At 70.2% G+C, this 18,905-nt stretch carries 21 protein-coding genes; 3 read left to right on the forward strand and 18 right to left on the reverse strand.

Annotated elements, in window-relative coordinates:
- The first annotated feature begins 122 nt into the window (after positions 1-122).
- Positions 123-401, forward strand: coding sequence for an antibiotic biosynthesis monooxygenase (locus tag HLK59_RS07905; RefSeq protein WP_171140545.1), 279 nt, complete (start codon positions 123-125; stop codon positions 399-401).
- An 80-nt stretch (positions 402-481) separates the two neighbouring features.
- Here the strand turns inward: HLK59_RS07905 and HLK59_RS07910 are convergent, their stop codons facing one another.
- The 12 genes from HLK59_RS07910 to HLK59_RS07965 form a co-directional block, all read right to left on the reverse strand.
- Positions 482-1,459 carry a methionine synthase II (cobalamin-independent)-like protein gene (locus HLK59_RS07910; RefSeq protein WP_171140546.1) on the reverse strand — a complete coding sequence of 326 codons (978 nt, stop codon included), beginning with the start codon at positions 1,457-1,459 and terminating at the stop codon, positions 482-484.
- 4 nt (positions 1,460-1,463) lie between these two features.
- Positions 1,464-1,922, reverse strand: a complete 459-nt coding sequence (locus HLK59_RS07915) for a heme-binding protein (protein ID WP_171140547.1) — start codon at positions 1,920-1,922, stop codon at positions 1,464-1,466.
- Positions 1,919-2,704, reverse strand: coding sequence for an alpha/beta hydrolase (locus HLK59_RS07920; RefSeq protein WP_171140548.1), 786 nt, complete (start codon positions 2,702-2,704; stop codon positions 1,919-1,921). Before HLK59_RS07920 ends, HLK59_RS07915 begins: the two co-directional genes overlap by 4 nt.
- A 26-nt stretch (positions 2,705-2,730) precedes the next feature.
- Positions 2,731-3,102, reverse strand: a complete 372-nt coding sequence (locus HLK59_RS07925; protein ID WP_171140549.1) for a VOC family protein — start codon at positions 3,100-3,102, stop codon at positions 2,731-2,733.
- Entirely contained in the window at positions 3,099-3,869 is a 771-nt protein-coding gene (locus tag HLK59_RS07930; protein ID WP_171140550.1) for a fumarylacetoacetate hydrolase family protein, read from the reverse strand. Before HLK59_RS07930 ends, HLK59_RS07925 begins: the two co-directional genes overlap by 4 nt.
- Positions 3,866-5,314, reverse strand: a complete 1,449-nt coding sequence (locus HLK59_RS07935) for an NAD-dependent succinate-semialdehyde dehydrogenase (protein ID WP_171140551.1) — start codon at positions 5,312-5,314, stop codon at positions 3,866-3,868. Before HLK59_RS07935 ends, HLK59_RS07930 begins: the two co-directional genes overlap by 4 nt.
- Positions 5,315-5,328: 14 nt before the next feature.
- A complete protein-coding gene (locus HLK59_RS07940; RefSeq protein ID WP_171140552.1) occupies positions 5,329-6,240 on the reverse strand; it encodes a VOC family protein in 912 nt (303 codons plus the stop codon).
- 142 nt (positions 6,241-6,382) lie between these two features.
- Complete coding sequence (locus tag HLK59_RS07945) at positions 6,383-7,294, reverse strand: LysR family transcriptional regulator (protein WP_171140553.1); 912 nt, start codon at positions 7,292-7,294, stop codon at positions 6,383-6,385.
- A 50-nt stretch (positions 7,295-7,344) separates the two neighbouring features.
- Positions 7,345-8,298: a sugar ABC transporter substrate-binding protein gene (locus HLK59_RS07950; protein ID WP_171140554.1), complete on the reverse strand. Its 954-nt coding sequence runs from the start codon at positions 8,296-8,298 to the stop codon at positions 7,345-7,347.
- Between the two features lie 28 nt (positions 8,299-8,326).
- On the reverse strand, positions 8,327-9,319 hold the full coding sequence (locus HLK59_RS07955; RefSeq protein ID WP_346779669.1) for an ABC transporter permease: 993 nt from the start codon (positions 9,317-9,319) through the stop codon (positions 8,327-8,329).
- Positions 9,316-10,824 (reverse strand): sugar ABC transporter ATP-binding protein, encoded by a 1,509-nt coding sequence (locus tag HLK59_RS07960; protein WP_346779670.1) that lies wholly within the window; start codon positions 10,822-10,824, stop codon positions 9,316-9,318. Before HLK59_RS07960 ends, HLK59_RS07955 begins: the two co-directional genes overlap by 4 nt.
- A gap of 20 nt (positions 10,825-10,844) precedes the next feature.
- Positions 10,845-11,408: a carboxymuconolactone decarboxylase family protein gene (locus HLK59_RS07965; protein WP_171140570.1), complete on the reverse strand. Its 564-nt coding sequence runs from the start codon at positions 11,406-11,408 to the stop codon at positions 10,845-10,847.
- Between the two features lie 234 nt (positions 11,409-11,642).
- Between HLK59_RS07965 and HLK59_RS07970 the strand changes: the two genes are divergently transcribed.
- Both HLK59_RS07970 and HLK59_RS07975 read left to right on the forward strand, forming a co-directional pair.
- The gene (locus HLK59_RS07970; RefSeq protein ID WP_171140556.1) at positions 11,643-12,053 is read left to right on the forward strand and encodes a cupin domain-containing protein; all 411 of its coding nucleotides are present in this window, start codon (positions 11,643-11,645) and stop codon (positions 12,051-12,053) included.
- Positions 12,054-12,074: 21 nt separating this feature from the next.
- Positions 12,075-12,809: an MBL fold metallo-hydrolase gene (locus tag HLK59_RS07975; RefSeq protein ID WP_171140557.1), complete on the forward strand. Its 735-nt coding sequence runs from the start codon at positions 12,075-12,077 to the stop codon at positions 12,807-12,809.
- Between the two features lie 63 nt (positions 12,810-12,872).
- Here the strand turns inward: HLK59_RS07975 and HLK59_RS07980 are convergent, their stop codons facing one another.
- From HLK59_RS07980 to HLK59_RS08005, 6 genes are all read right to left on the reverse strand, one after another.
- Complete coding sequence (locus HLK59_RS07980; RefSeq protein ID WP_171140558.1) at positions 12,873-14,207, reverse strand: aromatic acid/H+ symport family MFS transporter; 1,335 nt, start codon at positions 14,205-14,207, stop codon at positions 12,873-12,875.
- Between the two features lie 124 nt (positions 14,208-14,331).
- Positions 14,332-15,282, reverse strand: a complete 951-nt coding sequence (locus tag HLK59_RS07985) for a VOC family protein (protein WP_171140559.1) — start codon at positions 15,280-15,282, stop codon at positions 14,332-14,334.
- Positions 15,279-16,337, reverse strand: coding sequence for a 4-oxalomesaconate tautomerase (locus HLK59_RS07990; RefSeq protein ID WP_171140571.1), 1,059 nt, complete (start codon positions 16,335-16,337; stop codon positions 15,279-15,281). Before HLK59_RS07990 ends, HLK59_RS07985 begins: the two co-directional genes overlap by 4 nt.
- 32 nt (positions 16,338-16,369) lie before the next feature.
- Positions 16,370-17,074 carry a 4-carboxy-4-hydroxy-2-oxoadipate aldolase/oxaloacetate decarboxylase gene (locus HLK59_RS07995; protein WP_171140560.1) on the reverse strand — a complete coding sequence of 235 codons (705 nt, stop codon included), beginning with the start codon at positions 17,072-17,074 and terminating at the stop codon, positions 16,370-16,372.
- A complete protein-coding gene (locus tag HLK59_RS08000; RefSeq protein WP_171140561.1) occupies positions 17,071-17,820 on the reverse strand; it encodes a PIG-L deacetylase family protein in 750 nt (249 codons plus the stop codon). Before HLK59_RS08000 ends, HLK59_RS07995 begins: the two co-directional genes overlap by 4 nt.
- A 174-nt stretch (positions 17,821-17,994) precedes the next feature.
- The gene (locus HLK59_RS08005) at positions 17,995-18,645 is read right to left on the reverse strand and encodes a GntR family transcriptional regulator (protein WP_171140562.1); all 651 of its coding nucleotides are present in this window, start codon (positions 18,643-18,645) and stop codon (positions 17,995-17,997) included.
- Positions 18,646-18,905 lie beyond the last annotated feature (260 nt).

Below are 18,905 nucleotides of genomic sequence, written 5' to 3' on the forward strand. Positions count from 1 at the left end.
CTCACCGAGGGAGAAGGGGACCAGTCCCGGGGCGGCAGACATTGCTTGCGCTCCGCGCGAGCCGCTCATCAGGGGATTCATGCTGGAATCGGCGGGCCGAACCAGCGATCAGGAGGAACAAGATGGCCTATGCAGTCATCGCCCGCTATCACTGCGCTCCCGCCGACGAAGGCGCGGTACGGGCCGCGCTGTTGGAGGTGCGGGAGCGGACGCGTGCGGAGCCGGCGAATCTGGCCTACGAGGTGCATGCCGTGGAGGGCGGGTTCCTGCTGTACGAGCAGTACGCCGACCAGGACGGGTTCGAGGCGCACAAGGCTGCCGGGCACTTCCGGGAGTTGATCGTGGAGACGGTGTGGCCGGCGCTCACGGATCGTTCCGTGACCTTTGCCGAAGTGCTTTAGCGTCTGCCTGGCTTGTGTCCGTTTCGGGGCGCGGGTCGACTGTGGCTTGTCGCGCAGTTCCCCGCGCCCCTAAGCGCGTTCTAGAACTCGTTGCCCCATACGTACCGGGCGAGAGTCTCAACCAATACCAGCTTCCTACGCTGCTCCTCCGCATTCAGCAGCGGCCTGCTCGCCACGTCCGCGAAGCCCCTCGACGGGGACAGGGCCGCGTCCTCCAGGTCCTTCAGTTCGCCCGCCGCGTCGATGCGGGCCAGGACCGTGTCGAGGTCCTCCAGTTCGGGCGTCGTCGCGTCCACCACGCCCAGGCAGACGTCGCGGTCCTCCGGGAGCGCCCTGACCAGGTCGAGTTCGGCCTCGGTGCCCTGGTCGAAGGGGAGGATCCAGCGGTCGGCCGGGATCCCGGCGTAGAGCCGCTCGACGCGGGCCCGGTCCACCTCGGCGGGGGCCGTCCAGCCGGGGCAGACACCGATCCGGACGCCTTCCGGCCGCTCGTCGAGCCGGACCGCGAGTGCGTCGATCGCCACCGCGTCCTCGAAGGACAGCGAACCCGGGTCGGCGTCCAGCAGAAGCGGGTTGTCGAGCTGGATCAGGCGCACGCCCTTCGACACGAGCAGCGCGATCTCCGCCTGGACGATCTCCGCGAACGCCTCGCCCAGCGCGCGTGCGGAGGCGACGCCGAGGTCCGGCCGGTACGTCGTGGCGGCGAGGTACGCCGGGGACGGCAGCGACACCTTGGGGGCGATCACCGTCAGTTCGGCGAGCCTGGCGGCCCAGTCCGCGACCAGTGGGCCGTCCGCCTTGGGCAGGGACTCCGCGACCCAGCGGACCAGACCGCCGGGGCCCGTCTCGTTCGTACGACGGATTCCTGACACTCCGTCAAGGACAGCGCTGCGGAAGTCCTCCCGGGGGAAGTCGCCGTCGGTGACGACCGTGGAGCGCAGTCTGCGCTGGAGGACCACCGCGTCCTGGACCGCCTGCTCCGCGCCGATCGCGTCGAGGTCGGTGGGGCGGACCAGGCTGCCGTGGTGGTCGATGCGGTAGTTGAAAGTGTCGGCCATGGTGTCAGTCCCTTCCGCCCGTGACGCCCCACGCCGCGAACTCCAGCTCGTAGCCCAGGGATCGCAGGACGTCCTCGGCGATCCGCTGGTCCTCGTCGGCGGTGCCGCCGGCGATACCGAGACCGCCGATGATCTCGCCGTCCTTCTTGATGGTGACGCTGCCCTCGGTGGCCATGATCGGCATGGCGGCGCCGGGGAGCTGGGAGAGCTGGGAGAAGAAGACGGGCTGGCTCTCCTGCCACTTCTTCAGCATCGTGCCGGGGCGCTGCATGATCGCCGCGGTGTAGGCCTTGGCGCGGGCGATGTCCGGGGTGAGCGGGCGGGCGCCGTCGGGGCGTCGGATGGCGATCGGGAAGCCGCCCGCGTCCACCACGGCGACGCTCACCGCCTTGCCGATCTCCTGGGCGCGCTGGTGGGCGGCGACGATGATCTCCTCGGCCGCGTCCAGGGTGAGGGTGCTCATGCGATGTCCTTCTGTGCGGTCAGGGTGCGGCGCAGACGGGCGACGGCCGCGTTGTAGGCGCCGGGTGTCTCCCAGTACATGGAGTGCGGGGCGCCCTCGACGATCTCCAGGTGCGAGCCGGGCAGCAGTTCGTGGGCGCGGGTCACGGTCTTCACGCCGAGCACCGCGTCCTTCTCGCCGGCGAGGAAGGCGACCGTGACGCCGGAGGCCTGGATGTCGTCCAGGGAGGGCCCGTCGGTGTCGAGGTTGCGCAGGTCCTGCATCCTGGCGACGTTGAACGTGCCCATCTGCTGGAACAGGAAGGTGAGGTCGGCGCGCTCCCGCTGGAACGGCTTGGTCAGCAGGCGGTCGATGACGGGCAGTTTGACGGCCTCGGCGCGGTCGGCGGCGGCCAGCTCCTTGAGCTCGGGGTGGCTGATGCCGCCGAGGGAGTGGCCGAGGACGACGGAGGAGACCCGCTCGGGGCGGAGCAGGGCTGCGCGCAGGGCGGCGACGGAACCGATGGACTGGCCGACGAGCATGACGTCGGTGAGGTCCTCCTGGTCCAGGACGGCCACGACGTCGCCGGGGAAGTCCTGGCCGTCGAACTCCAGCATGGCGGAGTCGGACTTGCCGAAGCCGCGCAGGTCGATGGTGATGACGGTGAACTCGTCGCGCAGCGCGGCCACTTGCTGCCACCAGGCGGCGTGGTGGCCGCCGCTGCCGTGCACGAACAGGATCGCCGGACCGCTGCCGTGGCGCTCGTAGTAGATGGAGGTGCCGTCGGAGTCGGCAATAGGCATGTGAGTGAACTCCCGTGCAGACAGGCTCAGTTGGGGCGCTTGGCGTGGTACACGAGCTCGATCATGGTGTGGTCGGGGTCGTGGATGTAGCAGAACTTCGACTGGTTCTCGGGGCGCTGGATCGGGCGGGTGTGCCGGATGCCCAGCTCCTTCAGGTGCGCCAGGAAGTCGTCCCAGTCGTCGACCTCGACGGCGAAGTGATAGGGCGCCATGCGCTCCATCTCCTCGACCGGTGTGAAGTGCAGATCGAAGTTGCCCCGGGTCATCAGCACCACACGGGTGTTGGACTTGGGCATGATCCGCTTCATCCCGAAGACCTTGGTGTACCACTCGGCGGTCCGGTCGGGGTCGGTGGTGGGGAAGTTGACATGGTGGATGTAGCGGGGTGCCGCACTCATTGCTGGTTCCCTTCGAGTTGTACGGAGTTGGAGAGCACGCCGATGCCGCTGATCTCGACGTCCACGGTGTCGCCCGGCTCCAGCTGGCAGGTCGACTCGGCGCCCATCCAGAGCACGTCGCCGGGCTGGACGGTGACGTGCTTGGTCATCTCGACCAGGTAGTCGAAGGGGTCGAACACCATGTCGCCGGTGGGGAACCGGGACCGGACCTCGCCGTTGACCCGTAGCGTCGTGGTCTGGGCGAGCGCGTCGACGCCGGTCTCGATCCAGGGACCCATCGGTTTGAACGTGTCGCTGTTCTTGCTGCGCCAGAACGTGCGGTCGGCGTGCTGCCAGCCGCGGGCGCTGATGTCGTTGCCGATCGTCCAGCCGAAGACGGACGTGCGGGCCTCGTCGTACGTCGCGTGCCGCAGTGTGCGGCCGATGACGGCGACGAGTTCGGGCTCGGCCTCGAAGCGGCCCTCGACCCCGCGCGGCTTGACGACGGGCGAAAGGTGCCCGGTCAGCGCGTTGTTGGCCCGGTAGCCGATCTCGGGACGGTCGGGGGTCGCGGCGCCCGCGTGCGCGATGTGCCGCGGGTAGTTGAAGCCGACGGCGTAGAAGACGGACGGGACGACGGGCGGCAGCCAGTGCGCTTCGGCGACGGGTACCGTGCCGAGGGTGTCGGGGTCGCCGTCCAGCGGGGAGCCGGAGAGCAGTTCGACGTCCTGCTCCCCCACCCGGCCCCACACCGCGCGGCCACCGACCGAGACTCGCGCGTACCTCATGGCGCCAGCAGGTGGGAGACGCGCTTGGTGACCAGGTAGGCGTCCAGTGCCTCGGGCCCGCCCTCCCGGCCGTAGCCGCTGTCCTTCACCCCGCCGGACGGCGCCTCGTGGACGGAGCCGCCGCAGTGGTTGAGGGAGAGGATGCCGGCCTCCAGCTCCTCGGAGAGCTTCTCGGCGGTGGCGGCGGACCGGGTGAAGCCGTAGGCGGCGAGGCCGTAGGGCAGCGCGTTCGCCTGTGCGAGCGCCTCGTCGAGGTCGGTGAAGGGCACGATGGGCGCGAGCGGCCCGAACGGCTCCTCGTGGAGGAGTTCCGCGTCCTCGGGTACGTCGGTCAGGACGGTCGGCGCGAAGAAGTAGCCGGGGCGGTCGAGCCGGGTGCCACCGGTGAGCAGCTTGGCACCGCGGGCGACGGCGTCGGCGGTGAGGCGCTCCATCGACTTCAGCCGGCGCTCGTTGGCAAGGGGTCCCATCGTCGTGTCCTCGGCGAGTCCGTCGCCCACGACCACCTCCTCGGCGGCCTTCACGAACTCGGCGGTGAACTCCTCGACGAGGCTCTCGTGGACCAGGAAGCGGCTCGGCGAGGTGCAGACCTGACCGGCGTTGGCGAACTTCGCCCGGGCGGCCCTGCGGGCGGCCCGGACGGGGTCGGCGTCGGCGCAGACGATCACCGGGGCGTGGCCGCCCAGCTCCATCAGGGAGGGCTTCATGACCTTTCCGGACTCGGCTGCGAGGAGCTTGCCGACGGGGACCGAGCCGGTGAAGGCGACCAGGCGGGTGACCGGGGAGGCGATGAGGTGGGCGGAGACCTCGGCGGGCTCGCCGAACACGAGGTTGAGGACACCGGCGGGCAGGCCGGCGTCGGCGTAGCAGCGGACCAGTTCCATGGCCGTCGCCGGGGTCTCCTCCGAGCCCTTGATGACGATCGAGCAGCCGGCCGACAGCGCCGAGGAGATCTTCCGGTTGGGGCCGCCCACCGGGAAGTTCCACGGCACGAAGGCGGCGACCGGACCGATGGGCTCGCGCCGTACGGTCAGCACGGTGCCGGGCGCCGAGGGGATGATGCGGCCGTAGGCGCGGCGGGCGTCGTCGGCGTGCCAGCGCAGGGTCTCGGCGGTACGGCGGGCCTCGCCGGTCGACTCCGCGAGCGGCTTGCCCTGCTCCTGGGTGCTGATCCGGCCGATCTCGGCGGCGCGCTCGGTGATCAGGTCGGCGGCGGCGTGCAGGATCGCGGTGCGCCGCGCGACGGGCGTGGCGCGCCAGACGCGGAAGCCCTCTTCGGCGGCGGCGAGCGCGCGGTCCAGGTCGGCGGTGGTCGCGAGCGGTACTTCTCCGATCACGTCCTCGGTGGCCGGGTTCACGATCGGGGCGGTGGTGCCGGTTCCGCCCTGGCACCACTCGCCCGCTGTGTACATGCGGACGGCGGGGTAGCCGTGGTCGGTGGTCATGGGTGGGTGCCCTCTCAAGAGGCTTCGTTGTCGCGGTTGGTGCGCAGGGCCCAGATGTGGTGGGGCGGGGTGGTCTCGTGGTGGCGGGTCTCGTAGCCGTCGTCGACCCGGTCCATGTCGGCGGCGTACTCGACTCGGCCGCCGCACGGGGCATGGACGAAGCGGAAGACGTTGGAGCCGACGGTGTGCCGGCCCAGTCGGCGGGCTTCTCGCCACCCCTTGTCGATCATGTGGTTGCCGCCCTCGATGACGTCGTCGAAGCCGGGCACCTCGTAGGCGATGTGGTTGACGCCGGCCCGGTCGGGGCGGTGGCACAGCAGCATGGTGTGCTGGTCGTCGTCGCCGGGGGCCTGCATGAAGACGCCCATGGGTTCGACGACGTCGGTGGGCCGGAAGCCGAGGCGGTCGGTGTAGAAGGCGACGGCCTCCTGCCGGCCCTCCTTGCGGATGTTCAGCGCGACATGGCACATGCGCAGCGGGCGGACCCGCTCGATCGGCCCCAGGGCGCTGTTCCAGCGCTCGACGCTGCCCAGCGCGTTGGCGGGGCGGGGGGTGACCGGCGCCGGCCGGGGCCGGGCCAGGGTCAGGCCGACGCCGAAGCCCGACTCGTCGACGGTGTGGTGGACGCCGTCGGCGCTCTCGCGGACCTCACGGTCCTTGCCGGCCGCGGCCACCAGCCGGTCCAGTTCCTGCGGGGTGTCGACGCCCCACACGACCTCGCGCAGGGTGGGGCCGTTCTCCACCGCGGGCGGCAGCAGCGGGCCGGGGTCGGTGTCCAGGTGGAGGGTCTGCCCGGTGCGGGTCTCGAACACGGCGTGCTCGTCGGTCCGCTCCACCAGGAACAGCCCGAAGTCGTCGAAGAAGCGGATGCATTCGCCGAGGTCGTCGATGCTGTAGGTGGCCGATTCGATTCTCTGGATTCCCATGCATTCCTCGTTTCCGGGTCGCCTCGTGAGCGTAGATTTCACCGCTGGGCGGCCTCAATGGCCCGAGCCGCACGAGGTGCGCAATCGTTTCTTGCGAGGTCGGCCGGATCTCGTACGGCCGGATCACTTGCGGCCGGATCGCTTACGGCCGGAGCGCGGGAATGGGGTTCTGCGAGAACCACTCGGCGAGGAAGTCCAGGAAGACACTGACCTTGCGCGGGGTGTCCTGTCCGGGGCCGTAGATCGCGTACAGGGGGCGGTCCGGGACCGCCAGCTCGGGCAGCAGTGCCTGGAGCGCGCCGGAGACGAGGTCGTCGTAGACCGGGCGCTGCGGCAGCAGGGCGACGCCCCGGCCGTGTACGGCGGCCTTCTGGAGGGCGATGTACGAGTTGGAGGAGAACGCGATGTTGCGGATCTTGTGCAGGGTGCTCGCGTGACCGTGGCCGATGCGCCAGACCGGGTCGTTCACATGGACCAGGCAGTCGTGGGCCGCGAGGTCGTTGGGGTGGGCGAGCTCGCCGTGCCGCTCGATGTAGGCCTTGGAGGCGCACAGGACGAACGGCAGCGAGGAGATCTTCTTGAGCCGGACGCTGGAGTCGCGCAGATCCCGGGTGTGGAAGGCGACGTCGAATCCGCTGTCGAGGAAGTCGTAGGTACGGTCGGACATTCCGCCGAGTTCGAAACGGACCTGGATTTTGGGATGTGCCGCGGAAAAGGCGGCTATCGCGTCACCGAGATCCAGGCTGCCTATCCATTTGGGGCAGATGACGCTGAGCGTGCCTTCGGCCCGGTCGTGGAGATGGGCGATGCCGGCGTCCTCGGCCTCGATCTCCTCCAGTATGCGGGCGGAGAACTCCGCGTACCGCTGCCCCGGCTCGGTGAGGCTCACCGAGCGGGCCGTGCGGTTGACGAGACGCACTCCGACCTGCCGTTCCAGTTCGGCGACATGCCGTGACACCAGCGAGCCGGAAGAGCCCAGCTTCTTGGCGGCTCCGCTGAAGCTGCCGACCTGTGCGACGGTGACGAAGCTGTGCATGAGGAGCAAGCGATCCATTTTTCCTCCGGGGCCCTTCCGTTCGCGGCGTCGGGAACGGGGGGTTGTTGTTACTTGGGGCAGTACTGAGGCGCTTCGCTCACGTTGTCCCTGGTGACCAAGACAAGGGGAATGTTGGCAATCTTGTCAACCTTCTTCTTGCCGAGAAGACCGACCGTGTTCCGCACCGCGGTCTCGCCGATCGACAGTGCCGAGTTGGCCACGGTGGCGGAGAGTGTTCCCGCCTTCACGGCCGCGATGCCGTCCTCCGTGCCGTTGACGGTGACGATCCTGACGTCCTCGGCGCCGGCCGCGTCGAAGGCCTTGCGGACGGCGAAGGCCATCTCCTCGTTGGCGACGAAGGCGTAGTCGAGGTCGGGGTGGGCCTGGATCATGTTCTCGGCGACCTCCTGCGCCTTGGCCGGGTTGAACATGCCGGGCTGGTTCGCGACGACCTTCGCGGTGGCCGGCAGGGCGTCCTTGAAGCCGCCGACCAGCAGCTCGGAGGCGGCACCCGGGGCGCCCGCGACGATGCCGACGTTCACGTCCTCGCCGGCCGCGTCCTTCTCGATCCACCCGGCGTCCAGGGCGCCGGCCTTCTTGAGGTCGACGACCGCCGCGCCGAGGATGTCGTCCACCTCGCTGGTGGCCACGGAGGTCAGATAGATCGGGATGCCCGCGGCCTTGGCCTTCGCTATGTCGCCCTTGAGCGCGTCGACGTTGACCGTCTGCACGATCAGCGCGCTCACGTTGCGGGAGATCATGTCCTCGATGTTGGACAGCTCGGTCCCGGCGTTCTGGTGGGAGTTGGCCGTGAAGACCTCCGCTCCTTCCGTCTTCGCCGTCGCCTGTACGGCCTTCTGAAGGCAGGAGTGGAAGTGCGTGTCACCGCCGTTGACGAAGCCGAGGGAGAGCGCCTCGGAGCCCTGGGCGCTGTCGTCGTCGGTGCCGCAACCGCTCAGCACGAGCGTGCTGGTGGCAACCGCGGCGAACAGGGCCCGGCGGGAACGGGTGGACAGTCTCATGGTGAAGCGCCTTTCTCTACAGGTGAGTTCAGTGCCGTGCGGAGCGGGCCTTCTGCATCTCGTTGGCGACGGCGGCGATCAGCAGGACCGCGCCGACCGAGACCGGCTGCCAGTTGGCGGAGATCTGCACGAGGTTCAGGGCGTTGGCCACCACGCCGAGGAGGATCACCCCGAGGGCGGTGCCGATGATCGTGCCGTGGCCGCCGGCCAGCGAGGTGCCGCCGATGACGACCGCGGCGACGGCGGTGAGCTGGATGGCGAGGCCGCCGGCACCGGGGCTGCTGGAGCCCAGCCGGGACAGCGTCATCAGGCCGGCCAGTCCGGCGAGCGCGCCGGTCGTGGCGTACAGCGTGAGTTTGCGGGCGGGGACGTTGATGCCGCTGAGCCGGGCGACGTGCTCGTTGCCGCCGATGGCGAAGGCGTCCCGGCCGAACACGGTGAACCGCATGACCAGGGCCGTCGCGACCATCACGAGGACGGCCACGATCAGCAGGTAGGGCACGCCGGCGACCTTCTCGTTGCCGAGCGCGAACATCCGGGTGCCGATGGAGACGGTCTGCCCGTCGAGGACCAGCAGACAGACGCCGTCCAGCAGGGTGGCCGTCGCCAGGGTGACCACGAAGGGCGCCACCGTGGTGAACGTCGCCACCACCCCGTTGACCAGGCCGATGAGGGTGCCCAGGACGATGGCGGCGACCACCGTGAGCCAGGTCGACCAGCCGTGCGCCAGCATCTGGGCCGCCACCGCCGCGGTGACGACGACGATGCTGCCCATGGAGAAGTCCATGCCGCCCGCGGTCATCAGCAAGGTGAGACCGGCGGCGATCACGGCGTTGATGCTGACCTGGCGCAGGATGTTGATGATGTTGGTGTCGGTGGTGAACGAGTCGGTCTGCAGGGCGGTGGCGACCACGACGATCACCAGGACCGCCATCAGGCCGGAGTGCGGGATGCCGCGCGGCGAGAACCCGGTCCTTGCCCGCTGTGCCTCGGGGGCATCGGGAAGTGTCTTGACGCTCACTGCGGTTGTCCTCCGAGAGCGGTGGCGACGAGTTCGTCGCGGGTGATGGCGGTGATGTCGTGTTCGGCGACCGTGCGGCCCGCGCTGACGACGACGACCCGGTCGGCGAGCCGCATGACCTCCTCGGCCGAGGAGGAGGCGAGGAGTACGGCCACCCCGCGCGCGGCGAGGTCGTCGACGAGGGTGTGGATGTCGGCCATGGCGGCGACGTCCACGCCGTTGGTGGGGTCCTCCAGGAAGCAGGCGACCGGATCGGTGTCCAGCCACTTGCCGAGCAGGACCTTCTGCTGGTTGCCGCCCGACAGCGCGTTGACCGGCGGGTTCCCGGACAGGGCGCGTACGCCGTAGGCGCGGCGCAGCGGTGCCGCGCGGCGGGCCAGGGCGGCGCGCAGATGCAGGCGCCGGCGGGCGAAGCGGTCGTCGGCCAGCATCAGGTTCTCGTCGACGCTCAGCTCCGGGACGAGGCCGAGGCTGCGGCGGTCGCCGGTGACACAGCGCAGTCCGCCGGCGAGCGAGGCGGCGACGCGGCCGAAGCCGACGTTCCTGCCGTCGACGGCCAGTTCGCCGGTGTCGGGGCGCTGCCGCCCGGAGAGCAGGTCGAACAGCCGGGACTGCGCGTCCCCCGCGGGGCCGAGCACGGCGACGATCTCGCCCTTGCGCACCTCGACGGTGAAGTCCTCGATGGCCCGGCCCTGGCTCAGTCCGCGCACCGCGAGGCCGATCTCGTCCTTCGCGGCGGGGCGTTCGGGGCGCTGGGAGACGACGTCCCGCCCGACCATGGCGCGGACCAGGCCGGCCGGGTCCATCTCGGTGGCCGGGGCGCTGGTGACGACGGTGCCGTCGCGCAGGACGGTGAGGCGGTCGGCGACGGCCATGACCTCGTCGATGTAGTGCGAGATGTAGACGACGGCGACGCCCTCGTCCCGCAGGGTGCGCACCAGGGCGCGGATCCGGCCCGCGTCCTTGGCGCTGAGGCAGGCGGTGGGCTCGTCGAGGATCAGGATGCGGCCACCGCGGCGCACCTCGCGCGCCACCTCGACCATGGTCTGCTCGGCGACGGTGAGCGACCCGGCGGTCCGTGTCACGTCGATGTCGATGCCGAGCCCTTCCAGGGCCGTGTGCGCCCGGGTCCTGACCGACCCCCAGTGCACGGCGCCGCCCCGGGTGGGCAGGTCGCCGAGCATGATGTTCTCGGCGACGGTCAGCCCCATGGCCAGTTCGCGGCGCTGCGGCACCGAGGCGATGCCGAGCCCGCGTGCCCTGCGGACGGTCAGCCCGTGGTGGCTGTGGCCGTCGACCTCGACGGTGCCGCCGTCGGGCTGGTGCACCCCCGAGAGGACCTGCACGAGGGTCGACTTGCCGGCGCCGTTCATGCCCATCAGCGCGTGGATCTCGCCCGGGTACAGATCGAGGTCGACGCCTTTGAGGGCGGCCGCCCCGCCGAAGCTCTTGGTGACGCCGCGTACCCGCAGGACGGCGTCGGCCGCAGCGGTCGTAGCGCTCACGGCTGTCTCTCCCGGGGAGGTCACGGCTGCGGCTCGTCGCCGTCGGCGGGCACGCGTCCGTAGCCGCGGATGTCCGGGAAGGGGGGCTCCTTGTCGGCCTGGAGGTCCACCTGGAAGGTGTTCAGGCACATGCCGAGCATCGTGAAGTTTCCGAGCGCGCCGATCGTGTCGACCAGGCCCTTGGAGCCGAAGTGTTCAAGGGCCCGGGCGAAGGTCTCGTCGGTGACGAAGTGCTCCTCCAGGACCTCCCGGCAGAACTGGTAGAACGCCTGGTCGGCCTCGTTGTCGAAGACCGCCTCGCGCTTCTCGGCGACGGCCTTCACGGCGGCCTCCGGGATGCCGGCCTCGATCGCCTGGTGCACATGGGCGTTCCAGGAGTACTGCGCGTCCCAGTTCCGGGCGGCCATCAGCAGCGTGAGCTCGCGCAGGTGCCCCGGCAGGGAGCAGTCGAAGCGGGCGAAGGCACCGAGCGACTCAGCCCGCTCGCACATCTCCGGGCTGTGCAGCCAGACCCGGAAGGGACCGCGGACGGCGCCGCGGCGCCCGGCGATACGGGCGGCCAGCTCCTGCTGCCGCTGGTCCATTTCCTCTTCGTTGAGAACGGGGAGCCTCATCTGGCCGATACCTGCCTTTTCTTTCCGGCGCGTTTCCGTCACGGATCCATGAACCGTGCGATGCGAGCCGACCGTACAGCCGTGTTCGAGAAGCTCACCCCTCCCGAAACGCAAGGTAAAACTGCACGTTGGAGGGCACCCGTTCGCGGGCGCGCGACCTACCGTCGTTCAGCGCATCACCCGTGAACGGAGAGGAATTTCCGGATGACCACGATCATCAAGGTCGCGTCCGTACCGCTGCTCGACCGGGGCGGAGCCGTCGTGACGACACCGCTGATCACCACGCCGTCGGCGGGCGGGGAGAACCTGATCACCAGCGGGATGAGCGTCTATCCGGTCGGCTCCGGGGCCCCGTTGCACTCGCACAACTGCGACGAGCACGTGACGGTCCTCGAAGGCGAGGCGGAGGTGTGGGTGGACGGCGAGGTGACCCGGCTGGAGCGGTTCGACACCACCTATGTCCCGTCACCCGTCCCCCACCTCTTCCGCAACATCGGCGACACCCCGCTGCGGATCCTGTGGGTGTACTCGTCCGGCCATGTCACCCGGACCTTCACCGAGACGGGCCGCACGGTGGAGCACCTCTCGGCCGAGGACCAGATGGGCAAGGACTGAGCCGAACTAAGCTCCTGGGCCATGCGATTGACAGTCCTCGGCGGCTGCGGCGCCTGGCCCACCGCGGACCAGGCGTGCAGCGGCTATCTCGTCGAGTACGACGGTTTCCGGCTGCTGGTCGATCCCGGATACGCCTCGCTGCCCCGGCTGTTGAGGCACGGCACCGTCGACGAGGTCGACGCCGTGCTGCTCAGCCACGGCCACCCCGACCACTGCGCCGACCTCAACCCCCTGCTGCGCGCACGGGGGTTGAGTGACGCCCCGCCGCCGCCCCTGCCGGTGTTCGCACCGCATGGGGCGGCGGACGCGGTTCTGGCGCTGGACAGGCGGAACATGCTCGCGGACGCGTACGCACTCCATGAGTTCAGCCCCGGCGACGGCATGGACATCGGCCCGTTCCGCACCGACACCTGGCTCCTGCCGCACTTCGTGCCCAACGCGGGCATCCGGCTGGCCACCCCTCGCTCAGTGCTCGCCTACACCGGTGACACCGGCCCCAGCCCCGACATCGAGCAGCTGGCGGCGGGCGCCGATCTGTTCCTGTCGGAGGCGACGTACGTCGAGCGGGTGCCGGACGCCGACGAGCCGTATCTGCTCACCGCGCGCCTGGCCGGCCGGTACGCCCGACAGGCGGGCGTGGCACGACTGCTGCTCACCCACCTGTGGCCCGGCACCGACCCCGAGGCGGCCCTGGGGGCGGCAGCCTTCGCGGGCCCCACGGACGTGGCCGCCCCGGACCTGGTCGTCGATCTCTGACACGCCGGAAGCCGGTCCCCGCAGCGTGTGCGGTGACCGGCTTCCGTCCTTGCCCCCTGCGGGTCAGTGAGCGCTGACCAGCTCCTGGTCCGCACCGCTCGGTGCGCCCTGCCTGGAGCTGCGCAGTGCGGCGATGCCGATGAAGACCATGGACGACAGTCCGGCGATCGCGAAGGCGGTGAAGCCGAACTCGCCGTTGCCGGAGGCGAGCAGCTGGCCGCCGAGCCAGGGGCCGAAGACGGCGCCGAAGCGGCCCATGCCCGAGGTCCAGCCGACGCTGGTGGCACGGTTGTCCGGGCTGGAGCGGATCGAGACGGTCGCGTAGATCATCGTCTGGGCGCTGTTGAGGAAGACGCCGGTGAAGAAGACGACGATCATCGTGACGGTCTGGGCCATGTGGACGCTGAGCAGGAAGACGCCCACGGCGGTCAGCGCGAACCACAGGGCCGAGATGCGCGGGGCGCCGAACCGGTCGGCGGCCCGTCCGGCGACCAGCATGCCCACGATGCCGCCCAGGTTGAAGACGACCACGAAGCTCAGGGCGTCACCCAGTGCGTAGCCCTCGGCGCGCATCAGGGTGGGCAGCCAGGTGGCGACGCCGTAGACCAGGAGCAGTCCGCCGAAGGAGGCGAGCCAGTAGAGCAGGGTCTGGATCCACTCGCCGCCGCGGAAGAGGCCCGCGAGGGCGTCCCAGCGGTCGGCGGCCGTCTTCTTGCCGGACTTGGCGGCGGGCAGTTCGACGTCGTACTTCTCGGCGAGCGCCCGGGCCTCCTCGCCGCGGCCCTTGGCGACCAGGAAGCTCAGCGACTCCGGCAGGAACCTGGCGAGCACCGGTGCGAAGAGCAGCGGGAGCACACAGACCCAGAACGCGGCACGCCAGCCGACGGGGTCGATGAGCCACTTGGCGACGTAGGCGGAGAGGATGCCGCCCGCGTGGTGGGCGGTCATCAGCAGGCCGATGACGAGGGCGCCGCGGCCGCGCGGGGCGTAGTCGGAGACCATGCTGATCGCGGTGGGCAGCAGGCCGCCGAGTCCGACGCCCGCCAGGGTCCGGCCGAGGCCGAAGACCTCGACACTGCCCGCCATGGCGCAGACGCCGGAGGCCAGCGAGAAGAGGGTCACGCAGGCGACCATCAGCTTCTTGCGGCCGATCCGGTCGGCGACGGTGCCGGCGGTGAGCGCGCCGACCAGCATCCCGAAGGTGGCGTAGGAGCCGAGGTCACCGGCCTGGTCGGCGGTGAGGCCGAAGGTCTTCGTCTCCAGCAGGTGCGGCAGCACCGAGCCGTAGATGAACATGTCGAGGCCGTCGAAGAGCACGGCCAGCCAGCACAGACCGACGGCCAGGAGGGCCAGTCTGCTGCCGCGGGCGGAAAGGGACGGGGAGGGGGAGGAAGACATCGTTGGTTACCTCTCGTGCTTGGTGCGCTAGACGCTAGGGAGCCGCCCGCCAAGAGTCAACGTTTTTGTCAACAATCTCATCGACAATCGTCGGTGACCCGTGATGGACGGCCCTTTGCCCAGCTCAGGCCACCGGTGGCGTCCCGTGGGTGTGGAACGACTCAATGGTCCGAAGACCCCAGGCCTGTCCCTTCTTGCGTTCCTCCTCGGTCCAGGTGATCAGCGGCCAGTCGGGCGCGAGGACGAGCCGCGTGAGCGGGTTGCACAGCTCGATGCGGTTGCCGCCCGGCTCGTAGACGTAGAGGAAGAACGTCTGCTGGATGGCGTGCTTGTGCGGGCCCGTCTCGATGAACACACCGCTGTCGATGGCGAGATCGGCCGCGCGCAGGATGTCCTCGCGGGTGTCGGTCGCGAAGGCGATGTGGTGCAGCCGCCCGGCACTGCCGGTCCAGTCCGAGGTGTAGACGACGTCGTACGACTTGTTCGTGTACGTCAGCCAGCGCGCCGCGATCTTCCCGCTGTCCAGCCGGATCTGCTCGGTGGGCCGGGCACCGAGAACCTGTTGCTGGAACTCGGCGTTGGCGAGCACATCGGCGGCGAGGAAGTTGATGTGGTCCAGGCGCCGCACGCCCACACCCCGGTTGGGTTTGGCCTGCGGCTGGTTCTTCAGCGCGGGCCTGAGCTCCTCGGGGGCGCGGTAGTGCTCGCTCTCCCAGTACAGGGCGTGTTCATGGCCGTCGGGGTCGGTGGTGACGTAGAGCTTGCCGAGACCGGGTTCGTCCTCGGCCCACCTGCCCGTGCCGCCCGCCGCCTCGTTCGCCTCGACGCGGCGGTGGAGTGCCTCCTCGCTGGAGGTGCGCAGGGCGAGCCGGCCGAGGCCGGGCTGTTCGCGGGCGGTGAGGACCAGGCTGTGGTGCTCGTAGTCGTCGAAGGTCCGCAGATAGACGGTGTCGCCGTCCTGTCCGTTGACCGTGAGGCCCAGGTAGTCGGTGAAGAAGCCGACGCTGGCGTCCAGGTCCGGGGTGAACAGCTGGGCGTGGCCGATGTGCGCGATGTCGCCTAGCGGCGGAGTCATCGGTGACCTCCTTGGGGTCGTGCGGCAGCCCGGGGGAAGACGGTGCCGTCGAAGAGCTTGCGGGCCGTGCGGACCACGGCCGTGCGGCGGGCGGTGGGGAGGCCTTCGGGGGTGGTCCCGAGGCTACTTTCGATGTCGAGGAATCCGGTGGGATGTTCTATGCGAATTCGGTCACTTTCGGGAGCAAGCTCCGCGAGGTCCGCGCCCACACTGCCGTCGATCCGCAGCCCAGCGGCCACACTGGCCGCGCCGAGCACCCCGATCGAGGTGTGGCAGCGCACCGGTATGAAGGTGCGGGTGGTGACCGCGCCGCCCTCGCGGGGCGGGGCGAGGAGGGTGAGCTTGGGGACGGTGGTGTCCGAGACGTCGCCGAGCCCCATCAGCCGGCCCGCCCGGAGGCGGATCCGGTGCAGCCGGTCGGCGAGCGCCAGGTCCTCCTCCAGGTCCTTGGGCGACTCGTACCCGGTGACCTTCAGCGAGGTGGCGGCGATCAGCACGGTCGGCATGCCGTTGTCCACACAGGTCGCCTGGACGCCGTCGATCTCGTCGCGGACGTTTCCCGTGGGCAGCAGCCCGCTCCCGGCGGCCGGGAACTCGATCACCACGGGGGCGGCCGTCCCCGGCACTCCGGAGATCCGTGCGTCGCCGGTGTAGTCGACCCGGCCGCCCGGAGTGGGAAAGGTCGCCGTGGCGTGGTCGCCGGAGTTGACCATGCGGATACGCACGGAGGTGCGCTCCTGCCCCGCCGGGACCAGTCCACGCTCGACGGCGAACGGGCCGACGCCGGCGAGGATGTTCCCGCAGTTCTGACGGTCGCTCACCTCGGGCCGGTCGACGACGACCTGGAGGAAGAGATAGTCGACGTCGGCCCGCGGATCGGCGGACGGGGACACCACCGCCACCTTGCTGGTGAGCGGGTGCGCGCCGCCCAGACCGTCGATCTGCCGCTCGTCCGGGCTGCCCATGATCCGCAGCAACAGGTCGTCGCGCAGGGCCGGTTCGGCGGGGAGGTCGTCGGCGAGGAAGTAGGCGCCCTTGGAGGTGCCGCCCCGCATCAGCAGACAGCGCACCTCCTCGGGCAGGGAGGTCACGACGACTCCCCCGCGTACTGCTCGTACGACTGGTACTCGACGCCGAGGCGCTTGAGGGTCTCCCTCAATCCATAGCGGTCCAGGCCGAGTTGGCCGTCGATGAAGGCGGCGCGGGTGGCCGCCTCCTTGGCCTCGCGGGCCTCTGACCGCTCGACGGCCTCCCGGGCGCGCTCGCGAGGGACGACCACGACACCGTCGTCGTCGGCGAGGATCACGTCGCCGGGGCGGATCACCTGGCCGTCGATGGCGATCGGCACGTTGACCGAGCCGCCGGTGGCCTTGACCGTGCCCTGCGAGGAGACCGCGCGGGACCAGGCGGCGAAGCCCATGTCGCGCAGTTCCTGGGTGTCGCGGATGCCGGTGGCGGTGACGACACCGCGCACCCCGCGCTGCTTGAGGGCGGTCGCGAACAGCTCGCCGAACAGGCCGTCCGTGCACGGGGAGGTGGTGGTGACGACCAGGATGTCGCCCTCGCCGCACTGCTCGACGGCGGCATGGATCATGAGGTTGTCGCCGGGCCAGCCGATCACGGTGACGGCCGTTCCGGCGACCCGCACCCCCTGCTGGACAGGGCGGATCTCCGGGCCCAGCAGGCCTGTTCGACCCAGCGCCTCGCTCACCGTCGCCACGCCGTAGCCGGCCAGCGCGTCGACGTCCTTGAGCTCCGCCTTCGGCGGGTTGGTGACGATCACGCCGCTCATGCCAGCTCCTTCGCGATCTGCGGGTAGGGGCGCATGTACGCCTCGGCCATGGTCTTGTGGGCCAGGCCCAGGTTCGGGCCGGCGTTGCGCTTGAGCTGGACGCCGCGGCGGACGGCGAGGTCGGTGTAGTAGTCCCACAGGTGCTGCTGGGCGCCGAGGCACTCCATGGCCCTGCGCTTGGTGTCCCAGACGTCGGTGATGTCGAGGAGGACCTCGGGCTTGAAGCCGCTCATCTCGGGCTGGTGCGGCTCGAAGAAGAAGACCGGCGGGGCGCCGATGATCTCCCCGGGGCCGGGGTAGCCGATGGCCTGCGCGAGGACACGGGCCTCCAGTGCCATGCGGTTGGCGGCCGGGTGGTCGCCGTTGTACGGGTCCTCGACGGGGTGGGTGAGCACGACGTCGGGCTGGGTGTCGCGGTAGACCTCGACGAGCCGGTCGGTCAGCTCGGGGGTGACGAGGAGCGGGTAGTCACCGGCGTCGAAGAAACGGACCTCGGCGCCGAGGGCGGCGGCGGCCCGCTCGGCCTCCTCCCGGCGTATCGCCTTGATCTCGTCCAGCTTCCTACCCTCGCGCCACGCCTTGGCGGACTCACCGCGCTCACCGAAGGTCAGACAGGCGATGGTGACCTTCTCGCCGCGGGATGCCGCCAGGGCGATGGCGCCGCCCGCACGCCACACGAAGTCGCCGGCGTGCGCGGTGATGACAAGTGTCGATCGTGGGCTGGCGGGCGCGTTGGCCTCGGACATGCTGAAATCTCCCAACTACGTGGCGGCTCGCCTCCGCGGCGCTCCGGCCGGTGTCGGGACCGCGACCGCGCTCAGCCCGGCGGGCCTCCGCGCGCTCACGGTCCCGGCACCGACGCGCCTCTTCGGCTCGCCCGCCGTGATGAACAGGTGTGCGCCCGCCCCGCGCCGGTGTGATCAGTCGCGCAGCGCCTCGATCACGCTGGTGAGGTGGGCGCGGACGGCCGCCTCGGCCGCCTGCGGGTCCCTGGCCCTGATCGCCTCGATCATGGTCAGATGCTCGTTCAGGGATTGCTGCGGACGCCCCGGACGCAGCGCCAACTGGAAGCGGTGACGCACCAGTTGGGCGTTGAGCCGCTCCAGCAGCTCCTGCGCGGTCTCCTGGCCGGAGAACTCCCGGATACGGACGTGCAGTTCATGGTTGAGCTCGGAGTAGGTGACCGGCTCACCGTCGGCGACGGCCTTGGACATGGCCGTGCCGAGGTCGGTGAGTTCGACCAACTGCTCGTCGCTCGCCGCGACCGACGCCTTCGCCGCGCACAGCCCTTCGAGGACCATGCGGCACTCGGTGATGGCGACCGCTTCGTCCACGGTCACCACCCGCACCCGTGAACCACGGTTGCGGATCCGCTCCACGAGCCCCTGGGACTCGAGATCGATGAGTGCCGCGCGGATGCTGGCCCGCGTCACACCGAACTGCTCGGCGAGCTCGTTCTCCACCAGCCGCTGCGCCGGCGCCATCTCGCCGTGCAGGATCGCCTGCCGCAGCTGCGCGAGCGCATGCTGTTTGGCCTGCTCTCCGGTGCTCGGACGGGCTTCTTTCGGCATCGTGCCCTCCCTGAGTGAGTGCCTGTCGAACCTAAATCTAGCCAAACAAGATTGTCAACAATTTTGTCTGCTGTATTGCAGGCATGCTTGCCGTCCATGGTCGCAGCTCAGCCCGCGCGATACACCGACGTGAGCAGTTCCCGCACGGCCGCGGATACCGGTCGGGCGTCGTTTCCGACGGCCACAGGCCCGGGGGCGCGGGGGTGCGGGAACTGCTCACGTCGGTGTATCGCGCGGGCTGAGCTGCGACCATGGACGGC

Source organism: Streptomyces sp. S3(2020) (assembly GCF_013044505.1).
In the GTDB taxonomy this organism is placed as follows: Bacteria; Actinomycetota; Actinomycetes; order Streptomycetales; family Streptomycetaceae; genus Streptomyces.